Annotated in this window: 17 protein-coding genes; 14 read left to right on the forward strand and 3 right to left on the reverse strand. The window is 56.3% G+C overall.

From position 1 onward, the window contains the following. Nucleotides 1–40 precede the first annotated feature (40 nt). On the reverse strand, nt 41–760 hold the full coding sequence (gene phoU / locus AQ1_RS05045; RefSeq protein WP_152550390.1) for a phosphate signaling complex protein PhoU: 720 nt from the start codon (nt 758–760) through the stop codon (nt 41–43). Nucleotides 761–1,078: 318 nt separating this feature from the next. Between phoU and AQ1_RS05050 the strand changes: the two genes are divergently transcribed. The 6 genes from AQ1_RS05050 (at nt 1,079) to AQ1_RS05075 (ending at nt 8,994) form a co-directional block, all read left to right on the forward strand. Next, complete coding sequence (locus AQ1_RS05050; RefSeq protein WP_042084892.1) at nt 1,079–2,077, forward strand: PstS family phosphate ABC transporter substrate-binding protein; 999 nt, start codon at nt 1,079–1,081, stop codon at nt 2,075–2,077. A gap of 102 nt (nt 2,078–2,179) precedes the next feature. Beyond that, nucleotides 2,180–3,142 carry a phosphate ABC transporter permease subunit PstC gene (pstC, locus tag AQ1_RS05055; protein WP_081837094.1) on the forward strand — a complete coding sequence of 321 codons (963 nt, stop codon included), beginning with the start codon at nt 2,180–2,182 and terminating at the stop codon, nt 3,140–3,142. Nucleotides 3,143–3,226: 84 nt separating this feature from the next. Beyond that, nucleotides 3,227–4,129 carry a phosphate ABC transporter permease PstA gene (gene pstA, locus AQ1_RS05060; protein ID WP_042084893.1) on the forward strand — a complete coding sequence of 301 codons (903 nt, stop codon included), beginning with the start codon at nt 3,227–3,229 and terminating at the stop codon, nt 4,127–4,129. 99 nt (nt 4,130–4,228) lie between these two features. Beyond that, on the forward strand, nt 4,229–5,086 hold the full coding sequence (gene pstB, locus AQ1_RS05065; RefSeq protein ID WP_462687103.1) for a phosphate ABC transporter ATP-binding protein PstB: 858 nt from the start codon (nt 4,229–4,231) through the stop codon (nt 5,084–5,086). A 175-nt stretch (nt 5,087–5,261) separates the two neighbouring features. Beyond that, nucleotides 5,262–7,949 (forward strand): pyruvate, phosphate dikinase, encoded by a 2,688-nt coding sequence (ppdK, locus tag AQ1_RS05070; RefSeq protein ID WP_042085057.1) that lies wholly within the window; start codon nt 5,262–5,264, stop codon nt 7,947–7,949. 10 nt (nt 7,950–7,959) lie between these two features. After that, a complete protein-coding gene (locus tag AQ1_RS05075; RefSeq protein WP_161760432.1) occupies nt 7,960–8,994 on the forward strand; it encodes an ArgK/MeaB family GTPase in 1,035 nt (344 codons plus the stop codon). Between the two features lie 156 nt (nt 8,995–9,150). Here the strand turns inward: AQ1_RS05075 and ygfZ are convergent, their stop codons facing one another. Continuing rightward, entirely contained in the window at nt 9,151–10,059 is a 909-nt protein-coding gene (gene ygfZ, locus AQ1_RS05080) for a CAF17-like 4Fe-4S cluster assembly/insertion protein YgfZ (protein ID WP_042084895.1), read from the reverse strand. 110 nt (nt 10,060–10,169) lie between these two features. Between ygfZ and AQ1_RS05085 the strand changes: the two genes are divergently transcribed. Next, the gene (locus AQ1_RS05085) at nt 10,170–11,507 is read left to right on the forward strand and encodes a dihydroorotase (RefSeq protein ID WP_042084897.1); all 1,338 of its coding nucleotides are present in this window, start codon (nt 10,170–10,172) and stop codon (nt 11,505–11,507) included. Nucleotides 11,508–11,522: 15 nt separating this feature from the next. Here the strand turns inward: AQ1_RS05085 and cysQ are convergent, their stop codons facing one another. Further along, nucleotides 11,523–12,290, reverse strand: coding sequence for a 3'(2'),5'-bisphosphate nucleotidase CysQ (gene cysQ / locus AQ1_RS05090; protein WP_042085063.1), 768 nt, complete (start codon nt 12,288–12,290; stop codon nt 11,523–11,525). Between the two features lie 216 nt (nt 12,291–12,506). Between cysQ and AQ1_RS05095 the strand changes: the two genes are divergently transcribed. The 7 genes from AQ1_RS05095 to AQ1_RS05125 all read left to right on the forward strand — a co-directional run bounded on the left by AQ1_RS05095 (nt 12,507) and on the right by AQ1_RS05125 (nt 22,780). Beyond that, on the forward strand, nt 12,507–13,133 hold the full coding sequence (locus AQ1_RS05095) for a histidine phosphotransferase family protein (RefSeq protein ID WP_042085067.1): 627 nt from the start codon (nt 12,507–12,509) through the stop codon (nt 13,131–13,133). 225 nt (nt 13,134–13,358) lie between these two features. Beyond that, on the forward strand, nt 13,359–16,523 hold the full coding sequence (locus tag AQ1_RS05100; protein WP_042084898.1) for a chemotaxis protein CheW: 3,165 nt from the start codon (nt 13,359–13,361) through the stop codon (nt 16,521–16,523). A gap of 30 nt (nt 16,524–16,553) precedes the next feature. After that, nucleotides 16,554–17,006: a chemotaxis protein CheW gene (locus tag AQ1_RS05105; protein ID WP_042084899.1), complete on the forward strand. Its 453-nt coding sequence runs from the start codon at nt 16,554–16,556 to the stop codon at nt 17,004–17,006. A 40-nt stretch (nt 17,007–17,046) separates the two neighbouring features. Further along, nucleotides 17,047–17,412, forward strand: a complete 366-nt coding sequence (locus AQ1_RS05110; RefSeq protein ID WP_042084901.1) for a response regulator — start codon at nt 17,047–17,049, stop codon at nt 17,410–17,412. A gap of 87 nt (nt 17,413–17,499) precedes the next feature. After that, the gene (locus AQ1_RS05115) at nt 17,500–18,723 is read left to right on the forward strand and encodes a protein-glutamate methylesterase/protein-glutamine glutaminase (protein WP_042085070.1); all 1,224 of its coding nucleotides are present in this window, start codon (nt 17,500–17,502) and stop codon (nt 18,721–18,723) included. Then, on the forward strand, nt 18,720–19,565 hold the full coding sequence (locus AQ1_RS05120) for a CheR family methyltransferase (RefSeq protein WP_042084903.1): 846 nt from the start codon (nt 18,720–18,722) through the stop codon (nt 19,563–19,565). The genes AQ1_RS05115 and AQ1_RS05120 overlap by 4 nt, the downstream gene beginning before the upstream one ends. Nucleotides 19,566–19,900: 335 nt before the next feature. Continuing rightward, the gene (locus AQ1_RS05125; protein ID WP_152550391.1) at nt 19,901–22,780 is read left to right on the forward strand and encodes a hypothetical protein; all 2,880 of its coding nucleotides are present in this window, start codon (nt 19,901–19,903) and stop codon (nt 22,778–22,780) included. Nucleotides 22,781–22,862 lie beyond the last annotated feature (82 nt).

Consider the following 22,862-nt stretch of genomic DNA (forward strand, 5'->3'; position numbering starts at 1 on the left):
GGCCGTGCACCAGATCAGCGGAGACATATCAACCGGTTCTTCAGGTCCGGGGGGGCGCGATCTGATCGGGCCGGGCAAAAGATGTGGTATCGCTTTTGGGGCGATCATCTTCCAAAGGCTCGCCTTCGATGGCGAAATAAATCACCTCGGCGATATTGGTGGCCTGATCGCCAATGCGTTCGATATTTTTGGCGATGAACAGCAAATGGGTGCTTTGGGTGATCGAAGAGGGCGATTCCATCATATAGGTCAGCAATTCACGAAACAGGCTATTATAAAGAGCATCCACCCGATCATCGCTGCGCCAGACCATCACCGCCTTGGCGCTATCGCGCTCCACATAGGCTTCCAGCACATTGGAAATCATCATATGCGCTTCCTGGGCCATTTGCGGGATGGTGGCGGCTGGCCGCACGGGCGCCGATTGGGAAATTACCGTCACCCGCTTGGCGATGTTTTTGGCAAAATCGCCCACCCGTTCCAACATTCCGGTGATTTTCAGGGCGGAAATGATCTCGCGTAGATCGTCCGCCACAGGGCTGCGCCGGGCGATCATCTGAACGACAAGGGCATCGGCCTCGAATTCCAAAGCATCAAGCCGTTTATCCATGGCAATGACCTTGGCAGCGGCTTCCGGATCCCGGGCGGTAAGGGCGGCGACAGCCTCGGCAAGTTCCTGTTCGGCAAGGCCCCCCATTTGCGTTACGATAGAGCGTAAGGCATTGAGTTCCTCATCATAGGCGCTGACCGTATGCTGCATGATCGATGACCCTTTATCCATTATGGTTTATGAAGGCGTGCGCGTTTTGCCGGGCTTTGTCAAATTGGATGGCTGGTGGCTAGGAATTCAAAGCATAACACAAAAGCGATGACAATTTTACGCAGCCATCATCCGCATAACAAGGGCATGTGTCATATAACTGAAACAAAAATGTAGTCATTGCGTCATTGGGGGTCTTCAGCTTGGGCCCCATAGGCTCGCGATGATCATAGTGCCCAGATGAATGGCCTACTAGGATAAGGCCGGATGAAAGCGAGAGGAAGGCCCGGAATAGGGCCAGAAATAAGGAATATTCAGATGAAAGCAGTGTCCATCCTCATGTCGGCAGCCCTTGGCGTGACGGCTTCTTGGTCAGCCATGGCGCAGCAGATGGTCAGGATCGATGGGTCCAGCACGGTTTTCCCGATTATCGAGGCGGTCGCCGAAGAATTCCAGATTGAATATCGGGGCAACTATCGGGTGACGGTTGGGGTTTCGGGGACCGGTGGCGGCTTTAAGAAATTCTGCCGGGGCGAGGTTGATCTGACCAATGCTTCGCGCCCCATCCGCAATGAGGAAATGGCGCTGTGTGTGGAAAATGGCATTGACTTCATCGAGATGCCGGTGGCGCTGGATGCCTTGGCCATTGCCGTCAATCCCCGCAATGATTGGGTGGATTACCTCACCATTGCGGAATTGAAAAAGATGTGGGAACCAGAAGCGCAGGGCCGGATCAATAATTGGAATCAGATTCGCGAGAGCTTTCCTGATCGCGCTCTCGAACTCTTTGGTGCGGGCGCCGATTCGGGCACTTATGATTATTTCACGCAGGCTGTTGTGGGCCGGGAACATGCCAGCCGGGGCGATTTCACCGCCAGCGAAGATGATAATGTTCTGGTGATGGGGGTGGCCAATACCACCTCCGCATTGGGATTTTTCGGCTTTGCCTATCTCGATGAAAACCGGAATAAATTGAAGCCCATTCCTATCAGCTATCAGGGTGGCGCGCCGGTTTTGCCAAGCATTGAAACAGCCAAGAACGGGACCTATCAGCCCTTGTCCCGGCCTTTGTTCGTTTATGTCAATGCGGCTGCTGCCGATGAAAAAGAAGCAGTGAGAAAATTCGTCGATTATATGCTCGATCCTGAATTGGCTGCGGAACTGGTGAAGGAGGTGGGCTATGTCCCCCTGCCGCTCGAAGCCTATGAAATGGCGCAGGCGATTTTTAAAAACCGCCGCCTTGGAACCGTATTTGAAGATGGCTCGCAGATTGGGGTATCGATTGAAGACTTGCTTCAGATGGAAGGGGGCCGTTAGAAGGGGCGGCGCATAAGAAAACAGCCGATACAATAAAACTGTCATCGAAAGCGGTCATATCCTTGATATGTCTTCAGGCGGATTTTTCAGCGGGATGAAAATATGTCGGATCAAGCAGCCCTGATCGGGGGCGCAGCAGATGGTCAGGGGGCCGGGGGTTCGGTTCTTGTTGACCCGAGCTTCCTGTGGCGTCGCAAGCTGAAAGATCGTATCGCCCGCGTGGTGTTGTTTTTATCGGCCAGCCTTTCGGTCTTTGTGACGGCGGCTATCGTTTATATCCTGATCACCGAATCGATGAGCTTTTTCGAGGTCGTCTCGATTTGGGATTTTCTCACCGATACCCAATGGACCCCGCTTTTCACCGATGCCCATTATGGCATTTTGCCGCTTTTAAGCGCGACCTTGATGGTTTCGGGGATTGCCCTTTTGGTGGCGGTTCCGGCGGGTACGGTGCTGGCGGTTTATTTGAGCGAATATGCCCCAGCCAAATTGCGCGAGGCGATCAAGCCGATTTTGGAGCTTCTGGGTGGCGTTCCCACCGTTGTTTATGGCTATTTCGCTTTGCTTTTCGTCACGCCTTTGCTGCAGAAATTCATGCCCGGTCTTAATGGCTTCAATATGCTGGCACCGGGCCTGGTGATGGGCATCATGATCTTGCCCTATGTTGTTTCGGTGAGCGAGGATGCCATGCGGGCGGTGCCCGATACCCTGCGCGAGGGGGCTTATGCCCTTGGTTTTTCGCGCTTTCACACAGCATTGCGGGTGGTGATTCCCGGGGCATTTTCCGGGATTACCGCAGCTTATATTCTGGGTATGTCGCGGGCCGTAGGGGAAACCATGGTGGTGGCCATTGCAGCGGGACAAAACCCCAATCTTACCCTCAATCCTTCTGAGGGTGCGGCGACCATGACCGCCTATATCGTGCAGGTGAGTTTAGGCGATCTGCCCCATGGATCGATTGGCTATCAAACCATTTTTGCCGTGGGGCTGACCTTGTTTGTCATCACCTTGCTGTTCAATATCATTGGCTTCTGGCTGCGCCGCCGCTACCGCGAAGTTTATTGATCTTTGAAAAAAATATGGCTGCCGCCGCCCGATGTAACTACCCGATAAAGTCGCCGGATAAAGTCGAGAGATGGAAAGACGATCATGAAAAGCTACCAACAGATCATTTCCGGGAATAAGCGAACCGACCGCACATTCGTGGTCATCGGTCTGCTGGTTTTGCTGATTGCCATGCTCACTTTGGTGGCCCTGATCCTTGATCTGGCGATACAGGGGCTGCCCCGGCTGGATTGGGATTTCATGACCAATTTCCCCTCGCGCCGGGCGGCCCGCGCCGGGATCATGTCGGCTTGGGTTGGGACCACTCTGGTCATGATTGTCACGGCGGCTCTGGCCATTCCCCTTGGGGTGGCGGCCGGCGTTTATCTTGAGGAATATGCGCCCAAAAACTGGATCACCGATATCATCGAAATCAATGTCACCAATCTTGCCGGGGTGCCTTCGATCATCTACGGGCTTTTGGCTTTGGGGCTTTTTGTTTATGGGCTGGGCTTGGGTCAAACCATTCAGGTGGCGGGGCTGGTACTGGCTTTGCTGATCCTGCCCATCGTGATCGTTTCCACCCGCGAAGGCATTCGCAGCCTGCCGCAATCGATGCGCGAGGGGTCTTATGCTTTGGGGGCGGATCAGTGGCAAACCACGGTCCGCTATATTTTGCCGAGCGCCCGTCCCGCCATTCTCACGGGATCAATCATGGGGCTATCGCGGGCCATTGGTGAAACCGCACCGGTGATCACCATCGGGGCGCTGACCTTCATCGCCTTTCTGCCGCCTTCGCCGGTGCAGGAAAGCGTGCCCTTCATCAATTTTGATTGGCTTGAAAGCCCCTTTTCTTTGTTGCCCATTCAGATGTTCAATTGGATTTCCCGGCCACAGGCGGATTTTCATGTGAATGCGGCGGCGGCGGGGGTTGTTTTGCTCGCCATGACCTTGCTGATGAATTCTTTTGCCATTTATATTCGCTATCGCCTGCGCAAGGTGTTGTGATGATGGGCTGCTGAAACGGTCGTTTTCCTACCGGTGCACACTGAAATGACAGCATCGCAGCCCGCTCGAAGCCAAAAAGATCACCAGAAAGATCAACGGATGACGGATCAGACAGAAGGCGAGAAAAAGATCATGAAAGATCTGGATTTAAGTGCGCTGATCGAGGCGCGGGACGGCCAAAAACCGGAAACCGAGCCGACCTTGCGGGCCAATGTCGATCAGTTGAATTTCTGGTATGGCGATTTTCAGGCCCTGAAAAATATCAATCTGCCGATTCATGATAAAAAGGTCACGGCTCTGATCGGGGCTTCGGGCTGCGGTAAAAGCACCTTGCTCCGTTGTTTCAACCGGATGCACGATCTTTATCACAATAATCGTTATGAAGGGGCGATCACCCTTTATCCCGAAGGTGATAATATCGTGGGGGCAAAAACCGATCCCATGCTGATCAGATTGCGGGTGGGCATGGTGTTTCAAAAGCCCAATCCCTTTCCCAAATCGATTTACGAGAATGTGGCCGCAGGCCTGCGGATTCGCGGTATCAATAAACGCACCATCTTGGATGATAAGGTGGAAGCAGCGCTGACCGGGGCAGCTTTGTGGGATGAGGTAAAGGATCGTTTGAACGAAGGGGCCTATAGCCTGTCGGGTGGCCAGCAGCAGCGCCTGTGCATCGCCCGGGCCCTTGCCCCGGAGCCTGAGCTTTTGCTTCTTGATGAGCCGACATCGGCGCTCGATCCTATTGCCACCGCCAAGGTGGAAGATCTGATCGAAAAGCTGGCGGATAATATCACCATTTTGATCGTCACCCATAATATGCAGCAGGCCGCCCGCATTTCCGATCATGTGGGCTATATGCATCTGGGCGAAATGGTGGAATTCGATCTGGCCAGCCGGATTTTCGTGAAGCCCAGCAAAGAGCAGACCCGGGCCTATGTTACCGGCCGTTTTGGCTGATTGGCCGCTCTTTCTTTCATGATCTTGCGCAGATGAAACCGGATTTTTCCGGTTTTTTCTGTATTTGGCAAAAAAACCTGCCCATAGGGCGCGACAGAGCGTTCTGAACACGCTATTGAAGTTTCGCATTGAAACGCACGAACCAGATTTCGGTAACAACGGGAATATGGCCGCCATGTCGAAATGGGTCTATAGCTTCGGAGACGGCGCTGCGGAAGGCACGCGCCAGATGAAAGAACTGTTGGGGGGCAAAGGGGCCAATCTGGCTGAAATGTCGTCCATTGGCCTGCCGGTGCCGCCGGGTTTCACCATCTCAACAGAGATGTGCGCCTGGTATGATCGCCATCAGCAAAGCTATCCCGATGCCCTGACCGGCCAGATCGAGGCCGCCATGCAAAAGATGGAACAAAGCGTGGGGGCCATCTTTGGCGATTCCCAAAATCCCTTGCTTGTTTCTGTCCGATCCGGGGCCCGGGTCTCGATGCCCGGCATGATGGATACTGTGCTCAATCTGGGGTTGAATGATCTGACGGTCGAGGGGCTGGCCCGACGATCGGGGGATGCCCGCTTTGCGTGGGATAGCTATCGCCGCTTCATCCAGATGTATGGCGATGTGGTGATGGGCGTGGCGCACCATCTGTTTGAAGAAGCTTTGGAAAATCTAAAGCTCGATAAAGGGGTCGATCTCGATACCGAATTGGACGAAAAAGATCTGCGCGATCTGGTGGAGATGTATAAGGAAGAAGTAGAAAGAACCCTTGGCAAGCCCTTCCCCCAGGATCCCCAGAAACAGCTGTGGGGGGCGATTTCCGCCGTTTTCAAATCCTGGAAAACCGATCGCGCCCGGGTTTATCGTCGGCTGAATGGGATTCCCGAAGATTGGGGCACGGCGGTGAATGTGCAGGCCATGGTCTTTGGCAATATGGGGGAAAGTTCGGCCACGGGGGTGGCCTTTACCCGCGATCCATCCACCGGCGAACGGGCCTATTATGGCGAATTTCTGATCAATGCTCAGGGCGAGGATGTAGTGGCCGGGATCCGCACCCCCCAGCATCTGACCATCAAGGCCCGGGAAGCAGGCAAAAGCAACAAGCCTTCGATGGAAGAAGCGATGCCCAAGGTGTTTGGGCAGTTGGTCGGCATTTTTGAAACCCTTGAAGGCCATTATCGGGATATGCAGGATATCGAATTCACGGTGCAGGATAACAAGCTGTGGATGCTGCAAACCCGATCAGGCAAGCGCACGGCAAAGGCCGCGCTCAAAATCGCCGTGGATATGGCCTCGGAAGGGCTGATCAGCGAGGATGAAGCGGTGATGCGGGTCGATCCTGCGGCTTTGGATCAGCTTTTGCATCCCACCCTTGATCCCGCCGCATCGCGCGATGTGCTGACCATCGGCCTGCCCGCCTCACCGGGGGCGGCTTCGGGCCATGTGGCCTTTACCGCCGATGAAGCGGAAGCCCGGGCGAAGGAAGGCGAGGCGGTGATTCTGGTGCGGGTTGAAACCAGCCCCGAAGATATTCATGGGATGCATGCCGCACGCGGCATCCTCACTGCGCGTGGCGGGATGACCAGCCATGCTGCCGTGGTGGCGCGGGGCATGGGGCGGCCCTGTGTTTCGGGCGCGGGGGCCTTGCGCGTTGATGTTAAAACCGGCGAAATGACGGTGGGGGGGCGCACCATCAGGCGGGGTGAGATGATCACCATCGATGGCAGCACCGGCGAAGTGATGGCGGGCCATGTGCCCACCTTGAAGGCTGAATTGAGCGGCGATTTCGCCCAGCTTATGGCCTGGGCGGATCGCGCCCGCACGATGGCCGTGCGCACCAATGCCGATACCCCCCATGATACCGAAACGGCGCGCGGCTTCGGGGCCGAAGGGATTGGCCTGTGTCGCACGGAACATATGTTTTTCGATGGCGATCGGATCATTGCCGTGCGTCAGATGATTTTGGCCGAAGACGAAGCCGGGCGGCGGCGGGCGCTGGAAACTTTGCTGCCCCATCAACGGCAGGATTTTGCCGAGATTTTCCACATCATGCGCGGCCTGCCGGTGACCATTCGCCTGCTTGATCCGCCCTTGCATGAATTTTTGCCCCGCGAGGAAAAGGAATTCGCCGAAGTGGCGGCGGTGATGCAGGTCAATCCCGAACATTTGCGCCGCCGGGCTTTGGAACTGACCGAAGCCAATCCGATGCTGGGCCATCGGGGCTGCCGTTTGGGCATTGCCTATCCGGAAATCTATGAAATGCAGGCCCGGGCGATTTTTGAAGCCGCCCTTCATGTGGGCGAACAATCGGGGGAAACGATCATCCCCGAAATCATGATCCCGCTGGTGAGCACGGTGGCCGAACTGGCTTTTTTGAAAGAGCGGATCGACGCCGTGGCAGAGATTGTTTTTGAGGAAAAAGAAACCCGTCTCACATATCTGGTGGGGACGATGATCGAATTGCCACGGGCGGCGATCACCGCCAATGAAATTGCCGGAAAGGCCGATTTCTTCAGCTTTGGCACCAATGATCTGACCCAAACCACCTTTGGCATCAGCCGCGATGATGCCGGCGGGTTCATGCCCCTTTATATCGATTATGGCATCCTGAGCCGCGATCCTTTCGTCAGCATCGATCAAACCGGCGTGGGAGAATTGGTGCGGATGGGGGCAGAGCGGGGCCGATCCACCAAAGCCGAGATTAAGCTGGGCATTTGTGGCGAGCATGGGGGCGATCCCGCATCGATCCATTTCTGCCATGGCGTGGGGCTGGATTATGTATCCTGTTCGCCTTATCGGGTGCCCATTGCCCGTCTGGCCGCCGCTCAGGCTGCTTTGGAGGCGAAAGCGGCTTTGGAGGGCGGCAAAGCCTGAAGGATCGATGATGGCCCGATCAAAGGCCCCTGATGGTCTGTGCCTTGATGATCTGCGCCTTGATGATTTGCGCCTGGATGGTTTGCGCGAAGGGGGCAAGGCTTCTTTGGCGCGGGCTTTGGCCCTGATCGAAGAACGGCCCGAAGCGCCGGAGGTTATGGCCTTGCTCGATCACGCGTTCAATGCACCCAAAGGCCATGTGATCGGGCTGACCGGTCCGCCCGGTGTGGGGAAATCGACCCTGGCCGCAAGCCTTGTGCAGCAGTGGCGAAAAGCTGATCCCGCCTTGTCGGTGGGGGTGATTGCGGTCGATCCTTCATCGGCAGATAGCGGCGGGGCGCTTTTGGGGGACCGGATGCGCATGGCATCCGATCCGGATGATCAGGGGCTGTTTATCCGGTCGATGGCGGCGCGCCTTGCTTTGGGGGGGGTGGCCGATCTCAGCTTTCCAGCGATGATCCTGATGCGCGCGCTGTTTGATCGGGTGCTGATTGAAACCGTGGGGGTGGGCCAAAGCGAAACCGATATTGCCGATATGGCTGATCATATTCTGTTTTGCATCCAGCCCGGATCGGGCGACAGCATCCAGTTCATGAAATCCGGCATTATGGAAATACCCGATCTGTTTATCGTTACCAAAGCGGATATGGGGCCGCTGGCTGAGAAGGCGCGGGCCGATCTTGAGGGGGCCCTCTCCTTGCGTTTGGCCAAAAAGGGGGACCCGCACGATCCGGCAGAGCGGATATTGATGATCTCTGCCCTGAAGGGCATGGAGGGCTGCGCGCCTTTATTTGCCGCCCTTGATGATCTCAGAAAGACGATGCCCGATGCCGATCTGCTGGCACGACGCCAGCTTCAGGCCCGCATCTGGTGCTATCGCCATCTGCGGCAAAAGCTGGGGCTTGATGGATTGGCGGCTTTGGGAGCGGAAAACCCGGCAGCGGCGCTTTATGATGGCTGCGGGAAGGCCCCGTTTGCAACCGCTTATCGCCTGCGCCAAGCCCTGCGCCAGACCCTGGGCATGGAGCGCGTGGCTGATCTTTAGGGTCCTGAGCCTAATCCATCCACACAAAGAGGGCGGTGATGATCAGCCCCGCCAGCCCGGCCATGATTAAAACACGCTTATCGCCCTTTTTAAGGGGGCCACTATTGCTTTTTCTGCGGGCCATAATCGTTCCTTCCCTAGATGTGGGGCCCGATTCTATGATGATCGGGGCTTTTCGTCCAGCCAATCAGGATGGATGATCTGCACAGGGCGACCATCGGCCAGCAGATCGGGGTTATCCAGATCCTCGATACGGATAAGGGCGATGGCCCGATCCCCTTCATGGCTGCGGATTTCCCCCACGGCCTTGCCGTTTTTCTCGATTGGGGTGCCTGTGGCGGGGGCGCCGCCCTTGATGATCGCGGGCAGCAGGCGCTTGCGGATTTTGCCGCGATGCTTGGTGCGGGCGGTGAGCTCCTGACCGATATAGCAGCCCTTGGTGAAATCAACGCCATTGAGCAGGTCCAGATTGGCTTCCAGCGCCAATGTTTTATCGGCCAGATAATCGCGGCTGCCATCCAGAAGGCCCAGATCCAGACGCCGGATTTCATAGCTTTGCCCGGATGGATCCATGGGGGCTGGGGTCTCGGCATTTTTAGCAAGGATCGCCCGCAGGCCGATCCCCTGATGGCGGGGATCGCGATAGATCACCCCTTGGGGGAAAGCCGCCGCCGCCCCCGCAGCTTCGCCCACAGCAGGCCATTGCAGGTTATTTTTCGCAAAAAGATCGGCCATCACATCAGATGACAAAACCCAGATATCGAAATCTTCGCTGCGGTCGGTGATCTCGGCCTTGCTGCGCAAGCGGTAAAGCATCAGGCGGCGGAGCAGATCGGCTTTTTGCCCGGCTTCGCAATCAAGGTAAATGCTGCCATCCTCGGCTTCGCTCAAAAAGAAATCGAACTGCATCTTGCCCTGCGGGGTGAGCAGGGCGGCATAAAGCGCTTTATCGGGCGAAAGGGCCCGCATATTCTGGGTGAGGATGGCCTGCAGGAAATCCCGCGCTTCCGGCCCTTTGATCGACAACAGGGCGCGATCGGGGAGGCGATGGGCAAAGCTGTTCATGAGTGCGATCCTGTTCCGGTTTGATCTTTATGGCGAGGCTTGCATGATCTATGGATGATGGAGGCTTCATTCAAGTTTGAACATCATCAGATGAAGAGGAAGACAACATTATGGGCCGTCAGATTGATCTGGTCATCCGCAATGCCACACTGGTTTCCCATGCCGGGCGCGCGGTGGGCGACGTGGCCATCGATCAGGGCCGCATCACAGGGCTGGGGCAAATTGGTGCCGTTACTGCGGCCGAGGAGATCGATGCAAAGGGGCTGCATCTGCTGCCCGGGGTGATCGATAGCCAGGTGCATTTCCGCGAGCCGGGGAATGAACATAAGGAAGATCTGGAAAGCGGCAGCCGCGCCGCTGTGATGGGCGGGGTGACGGCGGTTTTTGAAATGCCCAATACCAAACCATCCACCTCCACCCCGGCGGCTTTGGCCGATAAAATTGCCCGGGCCAAAGATCGGATGTGGTGTGATTTTGCCTTTTATGTGGGGGCCACGGGCGATAATGCCGAAAGTCTGGCTGATCTTGAGGGGCATGAGGGATGCTGCGGGGTGAAGGTATTCATGGGGTCTTCCACCGGCGATCTTCTGGTCAGCGATGATGAAGCCTTGTTGCGGGTTTTGCAATCGGGGCGGCGGCGGGTGGCCATTCATGCCGAAGACGAAGAGCGCCTGTTGGCCCGCCAAGGCCATCGGGTGACGGGCGACCCGTCCAGCCATCCCATCTGGCGTGATGAGGAAACCGCGATCAAGGCAACCCGGCGGATCGTGGCGCTGGCGCGGCGGGCGGGGCGGCGCATCCATGTTTTGCATATCACCACGGGCGAGGAAATGGCCTTCCTTGCCGCCAATAAGGATATTGCCAGCGTGGAAGCCACGCCCCAGCATCTGACATTGGATGCGGAAACCGCCTATGCCCGGCTTGGCACCTTTGCCCAGATGAACCCGCCCATCCGGGGATCGGCGCACAGGGACGCTTTATGGGCGGCGGTTCTGGATGGCACGGTGGATGTGATCGGCTCTGATCATGCGCCCCATAGCCTTGAGGAAAAAAACCAGCCCTATCCCCAATCGCCTTCCGGCATGCCGGGGGTGCAGACCCTGCTGCCCCTGCTGCTCACCCATGCAGCCAAAGGCAGGCTGAGCCTTGAACGGGTGGTGGATCTGACCAGCACATCAGTGAATCGATTATTCAATCTGCGCAGCAAGGGGCGGCTGGCTATGGGCTATGATGCCGATTTCAGCCTTGTGGACCTGAAGCGCCAGTGGACCATCGAAGACAACTGGCTGGCCGCCCGCTGCGGGTGGAGCCCCTTCACCGGTATGGAGATGATCGGCAAGCCCGTGGCGACGATTGTGCGCGGGCGGGTGGTGATGCGCGATGATGAATTGATCGGCACGGCCCATGGCCAGCCCATCGCCTTTCAGGAAACCATCCGCCCGGCTTGAAAATAGACGCCGGTTTCAAAGGAGGGGTCGGGGGGTGAAGTTGCGATCCCCCCAGGCCAGAAAATGGCCGTTTTTAAAGCCAGGCTTATAATAGCGGAAATCCGCGCCCTGATCATCGACCATGGCCCCGCCTGCTGCCAAAAGCACGGCATGGCCTGCTGCCGTATCCCATTCCATGGTTGGGCCAAGGCGGGGATAGATATCCGCTTCGCCGGTGGCCACCAGGCAGAATTTCAAAGAACTGCCGATGGAGGTGAGTGGGGCATCGGGATAATGCGCCAGATAAGCATCGGTTTCGGCATTGCGATGGGATTTGCTGGCCACAAGGGTGGGGGGCGTGGCGCAGGGGCGGCAGGTGATGGCGTGTTTGGGGCCTATTTCATTGTTATTTGAAATATCGGCCTGCCACGCGCCGGTGCGAACATCACCCACGAAAAGGCGGCGCTTTGCCGGGCAATAAACCAGCCCAAGCTGGGGTTTGCCGTCTTTGATCAGGGCGATATTGACGGTGTAATCATCGCCGCCTTTTAAAAATTCCTTGGTGCCATCCAGCGGGTCCACAAGCCAGAAAGGGCCGCTCACCCGATCAGGCAGGCCACCGGCGGCGGCGCTTTCCTCAGCGATCACCATCCATGAGGGGGTGAGCTTTGAAAGGCAGGCCAAAATCACCCGTTCGGCACGTTCATCGGCTTCGGTCACCGGAGAATGATCATCCTTTTTGCGCACGCTGATCGCGCTTTTGGCAACATCGAGGATTTCTTCGCCAGCCTCGATGGCAGCCATGATCAGGGCGGGAAGATCGCCCGCCAAATCAGGGGCAGGCGATGGGGGATGGGGATGATGGGTTGAAAATGTCACGGGCAGGGGGCTTTCTGATGGTTTTGAGACGACTCTTCTTGCTGAATATGGTGGAGTGTTGAAGCGACTTGCCCCAATATGCAATGGCAAGTTCCGGGGTGCGCGAAAAAAATCACCCATGTCGAAAGGGAAGGGGGGCTGATGTCGTCTGTGAGTTTTGCCGCATTGTTATGTTCGCGTTTGTGCCATGATCTTGTCAGCCCGGTGGGGGCTTTGTCGAACGGGCTTGAGGTTCTGGCCGATGAGCATGATGATGATATGCGCCTGCAGGTGCTGAGCCTTTTGGATCAAAGTGCGCGGCAAACCGCCAATCGCCTGCAATTTTTCCGCTTGGCCTTTGGGGCCGGTGGCGGCTTTGGCAAGATGGTCGATCCGCGCGATGGGGAAAAGGCCTTGAGGGCTTTTTTGCAGGATTCCAAAACAACGCTGGAATGGCAGATCCAAAGCCCCAGCCTGCCCAAGGATGCGCTGAAATTAATTCTTAATCTGGCTTTATTGGCCGGAGAAGGGCTGGTGCGCGGCGGTGTTTTGCGGATTGAAAGCACCGGAACCGAGGCGGGCCAGGTCATCGAAGTGTCTGCATCCGGGCCGCGTGTTCTGTTTTCCTCCGCCGCCCGCGATGCCCTGGAAGGCACGCTTTCTGAAGCAGATCTGGAGCCGCGCACGGCACCGGCTTATCTGGCGGGGATCGTCGCACGAGATATTCCGGCTCGGTTGCAAATCGATTCGTCGCAAGAAGACCGGATCCTCTTTCGCATCTCCCTTTGAAATCAGCCCAAATAATTGAGATGAAGTGCCCTTTTGCGCAGATGGGGCGCTTTGTTTTACGGCTGTGTTTTACAGCTTTTTAATTGTTTCGCGCGATCTTGTCAGCCTGCGCTCATGCAGCGTCTGATTTTTCCCGCCCTTGTTTTTCAAGCAAAAGCGAAAGGCTGGCAGTGAAAAATCCGGCCCTGTCCTGACTTTTCTGCTGGCTTCATAAGGATATACCACATGGACGACCTTCTGAATGAGTTCCTGACCGAAACCGCGGAAAGCATCGATGTGGTCGATGTGGAACTTGTGAAGCTGGAACAAGACCCCAATAATAAAGGCGTTCTGGATAATATTTTCCGCCTTGTGCACACCATCAAGGGCACCTGCGGCTTTCTGGGCCTGCCACGGTTGGAATCGGTAGCCCATGCATCAGAAAATGTGCTGGGCAAATTCCGGGATGGCGAATTGCTGGTCACCCCCGAAGCGGTGACCGTGGTTCTGGAAAGCCTTGATCGAATCAAGGAAATCCTCAGTGGTCTTGAACAAACAGAAACCGAGCCCGAAGGCGACGATGGGCCGCTGATCGGCCGTCTTGATGCCATTGCCGAAGGAAAGGGCGCCGCGGCCAAGCCTCCCTCTCAGCCTGCTACAGCGCCGGAAATCGTTGCTTCAACCGAGCCGGATGCGTCGCTGGCGGATGCCGGCCTTGATCCTGATGCTGGCCTTGGGCGTCCGCTCAAACCCGGCGAGGTGGCCCTCGATGAGCTTGAGCGTGCCTTCATGGAGGCCCCCGGCCCCGATGATGAGCCTGATCAGCCATCCGCGCCCCAAGCAACGCCCAAGCCGATGGCCGGGGCGCGCCTGTTCGAGCGCGCAGGGGGCGAGGATGCGATTGCGGTGATGGCGCATTTACTGGCCAATCGCCTGCCGCGTCATGCGAAAATCGGCAGTTTTTTCAGCGTTATCCCCGATGATTTGCGGAAAGCCAAATTTCTTGGCCTGCTCACCGCGCTTTTCAAGGAAGATGAAAGCTCATCCAATAATGTGATGGCATCGATCATCGGGCAGCCGGGCTTTGGCAATGATCAATTCGATGTGCTGGCCGCTGAGATGAAGGCCGTTTTCAAAGAGGTGAAGCTGGCGGCGGATGTGTGTGATGATGCCGTTATGAGCCTTGAACTGGTGCGCGATGCGGCGCTGGCGGCCTCGGAAAAGCATGTGACCAAGGTGAAGGCCAGTGCTGGCGCCGCCAATGATGATCATGATCATGGTGGGGGTGGATCGGTTGAAAAACGCACATCCCAATCCATTCGGGTTTCCGTGGATCTGCTTGAAGATCTGATGAATATGGTCAGCGAACTGGTGCTGACCCGCAATCAGCTTTTGCAGATGGTGCGCGAAAAAGAAGACAGCGAATTCACTGTGCCGATCCAAAGGCTTTCGCAAACCACCACGGAATTGCAAGAAGGGGTGATGAAAACCCGGATGCAGCCGATTGGCAATGCCTGGGCCAAGCTGCCAAGGATCGTGCGCGATCTGTCGATGGATCTTGATAAGAAGATCGAATTGGATATGCGCGGCTCGGAAACCGAGCTGGATCGGCAGGTTCTGGAATTGATCAAGGACCCGCTGACCCATATGGTCCGCAATTCGGCCGATCATGGCATTGAAACCCCGCCCGAACGGGTGGCGATGGGCAAGACCGAGCATGGCACCATCGTTTTGAACGCCTATCATGAAGGCGGCCATATCATCATCGAAATCCGCGATGATGGACGCGGTATCGCCGCCGATAAAATCCGCCAGAAGGCGCTGGAAAAAGGGCTGGCATCGGAAGCCGAGCTTGCCAATATGTCGGAAGCTCAGATCCAGAAATTCGTTTTCCACGCAGGCTTTTCAACAGCTGCGGCGGTGACCAGCGTATCCGGGCGTGGTGTGGGCATGGATGTGGTGCGCACCAATATCGAAAAAATTGGCGGTACCATCGATATGGTATCGGTGGAAGGCAAGGGCACGACCTTCCAGATCAAGATCCCCCTCACCCTGGCCATCGTTTCGGCCCTGATCGTTTCTGCTGCTGGCGAGCGTTTCGCCGTTCCCCAGATCAGTGTTCTGGAATTGGTGCGGGCTGCTGATGGCAGCGATCATCGTATCGAGCGGATCAAGAACACCCCGGTTTTGCGGCTGCGTAATCGATTGCTGCCGCTGGTTTATCTCAATGATATTCTGGGCTTTAAAAAATCTGCTGATGGCGCATCGGATCAGAAGGCCCAAGATGCTGATAAGAAAGTAGCGGATAAGGATGCCCCTTCGGATGATTTCATCATCGTCAGCCAGGTGGGGGCGTTCACCTTCGGTATCGTTGTTGATCAGGTTTATGATACCGAAGAAATCGTAGTGAAGCCGGTGGCCCCGATCCTCAAGGATCTGTCGATTTATTCGGGCAATACCATTCTGGGTGATGGCAGCGTGATCATGATTCTCGATCCCAATGGCATTGCCGAGCGGACCAATTCCGGCGTGGTTCAGGAAAGCGGTGCTGTAGACGAAAAGGCGGCTGCCAATCAATTGACCATCAAGGATGAATCGGAATCACTGCTGCTCTTTGGGGCGGGGGCGAAAAGCCGCAAAGCCGTGCCTTTGCCCCTAGTGGCGCGCCTTGAAGATATCGAAGTGGAGAAGATCGAACTCTCGGATGGCCGCCATGTGGTGCAATATCGTGGGGCTTTGATGCCGATCGTACTGGCGGAGGGGCTTTCGGGCCTCAAAACCGAGGGGCGGCAGGCTGTTTTGGTGTTCACCGATGGCGATTATACCATGGGCTTGGCGGTGGATGAAATTCTCGACATCGTAGAGGATCATGCCGATATCAAGATCGTTTCCGGCAAGCCGGGGATGGTGGGTTCGGCGATCATCGGCGGCAAGGCGACCGAGGTGATCGATGTCGCCTATTATTTAAGTCAGGCTTTTGACGATTGGTTGAAATCCCGCGATCAGAATAGCGGTGTTGCCCCCGAACGCGGCACCCGCATTCTGCTGATTGATGACAGTGCTTTCTTCAGAAACATGCTGAAACCGCTTTTGAAGGTGGCTGGCTATGATCTCACCTGTGTTGATCATGCGCAGGCCGCCATCGATCTGCGCGACAAGGGTGAGCATTTCAATCTGATCATTTCCGATATCGATATGCCCGGCATGGATGGCTTTGAATTGGCGGGTATTTTGAAAAAGGATGGTCACTGGGCGCACACCCCGATGGTGGCCCTGTCGAGCTTTTCCAGCCCCAAACATCTGGAACGCGGGCGGGCTGTGGGCTTTGATGACTATATCGCCAAATTCGACCGCAAGGCGCTTTTGGAATGTTTGTCTCAGCAATTAAAGCTGCAAGGCGATGCTGCCTAAGCGTGAACATAAGATCAGGAAGGGTTGAAAATGGCATCTTCATTAGGACATGAATTCGTGACCATGCGGCTCGAGGGCCAGCTTTTGGGCATCCCCGTACTTTCGGTGCAGGATGTTTTGAGCGCACAGAAAATCACCAGCATTCCCTTGGCCCCGGCCTGGGTTTCGGGTGTTCTTAATCTGCGTGGGCGGATTGTTACGGCGATCAATATGCGGGAACGTATGGGCTTTGGGAAACGCACTGATGGTGGTAAAGATATGAGCATCGTCGTTGAATTTCGTGGCGAGCCTTATAGCTTGCAGATTGATCGCGTGGGTGACGTTCTCAATCTTGAGAAAGAGGTTATGGAAAAAAATCCAGTGACCATGGATCAGCGTTGGCGGGAGGTGAGCCGAGGGATTTATCGGCTTGATGGCGAATTGCTGGCGATCCTCGATGTTGAAACGGTGCTGGGCAGCGCAGAATCTTCGGCTGCCGCTTGAGGGCGTAAGGCGTGATCGCAACAGGGAACGGAGCCGAACTATGAAATCCTGCCTCGTGGTAGATGATTCAAAAGTCATTCGACGGGTGGCGCGTCGCATTCTTGAGGAAATGGATTTCTCAATTGAAGAAGCGGTTGACGGGAAAGACGCTCTGGAAGCCTGCGAACGGATGCTGCCTGATGTGGTGTTGTTGGATTGGAACATGCCGGTGATGGATGGCCTCGAATTTCTCAAGGCCATTCGGGGGCGCGCCAATCTCAAACAGCCCATTGTGGTTTTTTGCACCACGGAAAACGACATGAACCATATTCGTTTGGCCATGGAAGCCGGGGCCGATGAATATATCATGAAGCCTTTTGATCGTGAAATTATTGAAGCCAAATTTGCTCAAGTCGGATTGATGTAGATTAACCGGATTGTGAATGTGTCCAGTATTTTGAATGGCTCTGATCGAACACAGGAAAACGCGAAAGTGAAAGATCCCTTCCGTGTGATGGTTGTTGATGACAGCGCTGTCATTCGCGGTTTTCTTGTGCGTTATCTTGAGCAGGATGGAGCCATCAAGGTTGTTGCCACGGCATCGAATGGCATCATGGCCTTGCGCACGATGAACACGGCCAAGCCCGAAGTCGTTGTTTTGGATATCGAAATGCCGGAAATGGATGGCATGACCGCCTTGCCGAAAATCCTTGAGGCCGATCCCGATGTGCGGGTGGTGATGGCTTCAACCCTGACCCGGAAAAATGCGGAAATCTCCCTGCGCGCCCTGCAGCTTGGGGCTTCTGATTATGTGCCAAAGCCGGAAACCACCCGGGCGGTGAATGCCAATATCGATTTCCGCCAGGAATTGGTGGAAAAGGTCAAGGTTTATGGGGCAGCGCGGCGACGGGCGCTGCGTCAGGAAATGCCCGGCGGTCAAACCCCCGGGGGCGTGCCCAGCCTGCGTGAAGGGGCGGCAACAACCGCGCCGGTAAGGGCACGGTCAAGCTATCAGGTGGTGGCGCGCCGGGGCGATGAGCCAGCATCCCGGCCCGCTATGGCGCGGCCCGGGCGTGGGGCCGAGCCATCGGCCGGAGCGCTGCGAACCCTGCGGGTTGGCGAGCGCGAGATCACCTTGCGCGCGCCATCCAAATCACGGCCCGAAATTCTGGTGATCGGCTCGTCCACAGGGGGGCCACAGGCCTTGATTCAGGTGTTTACCGGGATCAAGGATGCGGTGAAGCATCTGCCCGTTCTGGTGGTTCAGCATATGCCCGCCACCTTCACCGCTATTCTGGCCGATCATTTGGGGCGGGCTTCGGGCCTGCCGTCTTCTGAGGCCAAAGATGGCGAAAAGCTGTTGCCCGGGCATATCTATGTCGCCCCCGGTAATCATCATATGACCATGCGTCGTGGTGAAGCGGGGATTGTTTTGGGGCTTGATCAAAACGAACCGGAAAATTTCTGTCGGCCGTCTGTGGATCCCATGTTCCGCAGTGTGGCCGGTCTTTATGGCGCACGGACATTGGCTGTGATCTTGACCGGAATGGGACATGATGGCTTGCGCGGCGCGCGAGACCTCGTGGGAACCGGTGCCACGCTGATTGCCCAGGATGAGGCTTCGAGTGTCGTATGGGGGATGCCAGGGGCGGTGGCCACGGCGGGATTATGCAGCGCGGTGACTCCGCTGTCCGAAATCCCGGATATCATCATAAAAAGCCTGAGAGGCAACCCATGAAGCCCCAGGATTTTGATTTCCTCAGCAGCCTTTTGAAGCGGCGTTCGGGTTTGACCCTCAATCCCGATAAGGTTTATCTGCTTGAATCGCGATTGACACCGCTGGCGCGGCGCTCGGGCATGGATAGTCTCGATGCCTTGATCGCGGAATTACGGCGCTCGGGCTCGGAAACCCTGTTGCGGGATGTGACCGAGGCGATGACCACGAATGAATCCTTTTTCTTTCGTGATCGCACCCCATTCGATCTGTTTCGTGATCAGGTTCTGCCGATGTTGTATCAACGTCGGTCCACGACCAAAAAAATCCGCATCTGGTGCGCGGCCTGTTCTACGGGGCAGGAGCCTTATTCCCTTGCCTTTGAATTAAAAAAGCAGGAAGCCAAATGGCGGGATTGGAGCATCGAGATTGTGGGCACCGATATATCGCGGCCTGTTTTGCAAAAGGCACGGGATGGTGTTTATTCGCAATTCGAGGTGCAAAGAGGCCTGCCCATCCAGCTTTTGATGAAACATTTCACCCAAGAGGGCGATATCTGGCGTCTGTCAGAAGATATCCGCAAGATGGTCACCTTCAGGGAATTCAATCTGCTCGATAATTTTGCCGCCCTTGGCAAATTTGATGTGATCTATTGCCGCAATGTTCTGATTTATTTCGATCAACCCACAAAATCGAATGTGCTGGATCGGATGCGCGGCCTTTTGCCAACAGATGGCACCCTGTTTTTGGGGGCGGCTGAAACGGTTTTGGGGATCACCGATCGCTTTCGCCCGGTGCGTGGCCAGCGCGGCATGTATCTGCCTTCGGATGCAGAGCCTAATCTGATGGCCGCCGTTGGGGGCTAGTCGGCATTTCCAGCCCTTTTTTCGACATTCCGTAATATTTTTTCGTCACCCCGGCCCTCCGCCCGGGGTGGTGCTCTTTGAAGCAGTGCCGCAAAAAATTCATCTTCATAATCCCATGAGACTCCACGCTTCCATTCCCCAAAGAAGATGTGTCCACGGCTTGTGACAGAATGGTCACGACCGTGAAACAGAACTGTCACCAAACAACATTAGTTTTTCGCGAGCCACAGTCACGTTCCCGTTGAAGGGGCGATGCGGCATCCGTTCAGCATGGCCGTTTGGCCGGGTTGATCCAGTTTTGTTTGTTTGCACACACAACCTCTTGTGGGGAAAGCATGTTTAATCATCATCAAAGACGCCAAACTCTTTTGGCCCTGGTTTCGTCGCTGGCCATCGCTGCGTGCAGTGACAGCACCAGCGAATTGATATCTGAAGGCGGCACCGGTGACGGCACACCACCGCCAACGACCACGCCCCCCCCCACGAATGGCGGTGGTGATGGCGGCGATCCGCCCCCCAGCGAGGGTGCGTGCCCCGCGGGTACCAGCGAACTGACGATTGCCGGACAAACCCAATGCGAAATCCAAGGCACCTTGACCGGGGATGTGACCCTGACAGCCAATAATATCTATAGCCTGAATGGCGGGGTCTTTGTGGGTGAAGATCTGGGGCCCGATGCGGCAAATCCCATTGCCGGGCGCAGCGCGGCCAGCCTCACCATCGAACCGGGCACAGTGATTTATGGCCAGACAACGGATGCGATTCTTGTTGTATCCCGCGGTTCAGAAATTTTCGTGAATGGCACGGCCACCGAACCCGTGGTGATGACCAGCGCCGAAGATCTGGGGCTGGCAGCCGAATTTGGCCGCACCCAGAGGTCGATTTTTACCGGCAACGCCACCAATGATCCCAATACCGGGGAATGGGGCGGGTTCATCGTCAATGGTCGGGCACCGATCAATGTGTGCGGTGATAGCGGCGAGATTTGCGTGAAGCTGGGCGAAGGCGATAGTGGCGAATTTGGCGGCAATGATCCCGATGATGATAGCGGCCAGATCAATTTCTTGCAGATCAAATATACCGGTTTTGAAATCACCCCGGGCAATGAGCTGAACGGCTTGGCGCTGCAGGGCGTGGGCCGGGGCACCGAAGTTGATTTCGTGCAGGTGCATAATAATGCCGATGATGGTGTTGAATTCTTTGGCGGCACGGTGGATGCGAAGCATATCGTGGTCACCGGCTCGGATGATGATGCCATTGATTGGACCGATGGCTGGCAGGGTCGCTTGCAATTCGGTCTGGTTTTGCAAAATCCCAATCAGCCGAATTCTGATCGCGGGATCGAAGCGGATAATTTTGAAGAAAATAACGACTTCACCCCGCGTTCGCAGCCGATCCTTTCCAATCTGACCCTGATTGGTGCTGCTGATAGCGGCATCGGTGATACCGGGATCGTTTTGCGGCGCGGCACCGGGGTGCAGCTTTATAATGCTGTAGCCAGCAATTTTGCGGATGCCTGCCTCGATCTGGATGATCCCGCAACCTTTGCTCAGGCTGATCCGCAAAACGCCACGGCAGCGGGGGCGGGCCTGCGCATTGGTCATACTCTGCTGGATTGCGCGGCCCCTATTGAGAACGAAACCGATGATACGACTTTCGGCCTGCAGGCCTGGTTCGAAGCCGGGGCTGGCAATGCCATCGGTGCCTCATCGCTTTCAGGCTTTATCAATGGCCCGGTCGAATCATCAGCGGCTGCCTTTGATATTGCCAGCGCCGATTCATTCTTTGATGCGGTCGATTTCATCGGGGCCATCCCGAATGGAGAGGCCCGTACAGCGCAGCAGGAAGGCAATTGGACCCTGGGCTGGAGCTTTGGGCTCAATCCCGATCCATCCTGCCCGAATGTGGTGGGCGTGACCCCAACCGCCGATGGGGATAGCTGCATCCTGGAAGGCACCTTGACCGGAACCGTGCGGCTGGTTGCCGGGCTGGATTACTTCCTGCGCGGGGGTGTGTTTGTGGGCGAAGATCTGGGCCCCGATCCGGCCAATCCCATTGCCGGGCGCACGCCGGGCGAATTGATCATCGATGCGGGTGTCACCTTGCAGGGCGAGAATACCTCATCGATCCTCGTGGTGTCTCGTGGCTCGAAAATCTTTGCCAATGGTACGGCGAGCGCGCCGGTGGTGATGACGGCAACCAATCCTGAAACCCGCAATGTGGATCTGGATACCGGCCTTTGGGGCGGTTTCATTGTCAATGGCCGGGCACCGATCAATGTGTGCGGTGATAGCGGCGAGATTTGCGTGAAGCTGGGCGAAGGCGATAGTGGCGAATTTGGCGGCAATGATCCCGATGATGATAGCGGCCAGATCAATTTCTTGCAGATCAAATATACCGGTTTTGAAATCACCCCGGGCAATGAGCTGAACGGCTTGGCGCTGCAGGGCGTGGGCCGGGGCACCGAAGTTGATTTCGTGCAGGTGCATAATAATGCCGATGATGGTGTTGAATTCTTTGGCGGCACGGTGGATGCGAAGCATATCGTGGTCACCGGCTCGGATGATGATGCCATTGATTGGACCGATGGCTGGCAGGGTCGCTTGCAATTCGGTCTGGTTTTGCAAAATCCCAATCAGCCGAATTCTGATCGCGGGATCGAAGCGGATAATTTTGAAGAAAATAACGACTTCACCCCGCGTTCGCAGCCGATCCTTTCCAATCTGACCCTGATTGGTGCTGCTGATAGCGGCATCGGTGATACCGGGATCGTTTTGCGGCGCGGCACCGGGGTGCAGCTTTATAATGCTGTAGCCAGCAATTTTGCGGATGCCTGCCTCGATCTGGATGATCCCGCAACCTTTGCTCAGGCTGATCCGCAAAACGCCACGGCAGCGGGGGCGGGCCTGCGCATTGGTCATACTCTGCTGGATTGCGCGGCCCCTATTGAGAACGAAACCGATGATACGACTTTCGGCCTGCAGGCCTGGTTCGAAGCCGGGGCTGGCAATGCCATCGGTGCCTCATCGCTTCAGGTGCCCCAAGGCGGGGGCAAGGCTTTCGTGAATGGTGCGAATGAAGCCCAACGCCCGGCTGAAGACCCATCTGCCATCGATCCTTTCTTTGACAGTGTCGATTTCATCGGTGCCATCGAAAGCCCCGAGGCGGATTGGACAGCAGGCTGGACCATCTGGCTCGATCGTCCTGCCAATTAAGCCAAACCTGCGGATGCTGCGGCGGGGTGATCTCTGCCGCGGCATCTCGCCCCTCGTCACCTTATGTTGCAGCCTCAATAAA

The sequence above is a fragment of the Iodidimonas nitroreducens genome (assembly GCA_000710935.1).
Lineage (GTDB): Bacteria > Pseudomonadota > Alphaproteobacteria > Sphingomonadales > Rhodothalassiaceae > Iodidimonas > Iodidimonas nitroreducens.